This is a genomic window from Cupriavidus sp. FW305-27 (genome assembly GCF_058787995.1).
The window spans coordinates 1-951 of sequence record NZ_JBYTAG010000138.1; the positions used below are offsets into that span (position 1 = coordinate 1).

The following is a 951-nucleotide window of genomic DNA, read 5'->3' on the forward strand; positions in this document are numbered from 1 at the left end:
GTAGGTCATCGCCAGGCTCTTATTCCCAAAACCCCTCGACAGCGTGTGCTGCGAGGGGTTTTGTCTTTTCCGGCTCGTGGTGGCGAGCGGCCTCGCGGGGCCTGCCAGGCGGCCTCAGAGCCTCCAGGAGCGACGCTGGAAAGCCCCTATAGGGTGAGAACGCAGAAATCTAAACTGCGCTTGTGGGAGCGATCAGGCGGTTCAAGCGCCATGCTGGAACGCCTTCCCTGGTCTGGTCAAGTACAACATCCGCAACGGAAAGTGCTTGACAGGCAAGGTGAGAAGCCCTATAATCGATAGTTCTCTGCGGAGAGGTGCCCGAGTGGCTAAAGGGGGCAGACTGTAAATCTGTTGGCTTACGCCTACGCTGGTTCGAATCCAGCCCTCTCCACCAGAATGCAAGACAGCAGCCGGCAGTGCCGGTGAAGAAGCAGGAAAGAACCGGGCGGGTGTAGCTCAATGGTAGAGCAGAAGCCTTCCAAGCTTACGACGAGGGTTCGATTCCCTTCACCCGCTCCAGTCGCGCGGTTGCTGTCAGAGTAGTACGTCAAGTTTCGCCCATGTGGCTCAGTGGTAGAGCACTCCCTTGGTAAGGGAGAGGTCGGCAGTTCGATCCTGCCCATGGGCACCAAATACCACGCACTGGCAATATCGCTACCGAGACAGGAGTCGCGAAATGGCAAAGGAAAAGTTCGAGCGGACCAAGCCGCACGTGAACGTTGGTACGATTGGTCACGTTGACCATGGCAAGACCACGCTGACCGCAGCGATTGCCACGGTGCTGGCAGCCAAGTTCGGCGGTGCCGCCAAGAAGTACGACGAAATCGACGCAGCGCCGGAAGAAAAGGCACGCGGTATTACCATCAATACCGCCCACGTCGAGTACGAAACGGCCAACCGCCACTACGCGCACGTTGACTGCCCGGGCCACGCTGACTATGTGAAGAACAT

At 58.3% G+C, this 951-nt stretch carries 1 protein-coding gene and 3 tRNA genes; all 4 read left to right on the plus strand.

Features of this window, described 5'->3' with window-relative positions; genetic code table 11:
• The first annotated feature begins 308 nt into the window (after nucleotides 1-308).
• Nucleotides 309-394, plus strand: a tRNA-Tyr gene (locus tag AC3WRI_RS32880).
• A gap of 51 nt (nucleotides 395-445) precedes the next feature.
• Nucleotides 446-519 (plus strand) — tRNA-Gly (locus AC3WRI_RS32885).
• Between the two features lie 37 nt (nucleotides 520-556).
• Nucleotides 557-631, plus strand: a tRNA-Thr gene (locus tag AC3WRI_RS32890).
• Nucleotides 632-676: 45 nt separating this feature from the next.
• On the plus strand, nucleotides 677-951 hold a 275-nt coding region (locus AC3WRI_RS32895; protein WP_492295018.1), incomplete at its 3' end, for a GTP-binding protein.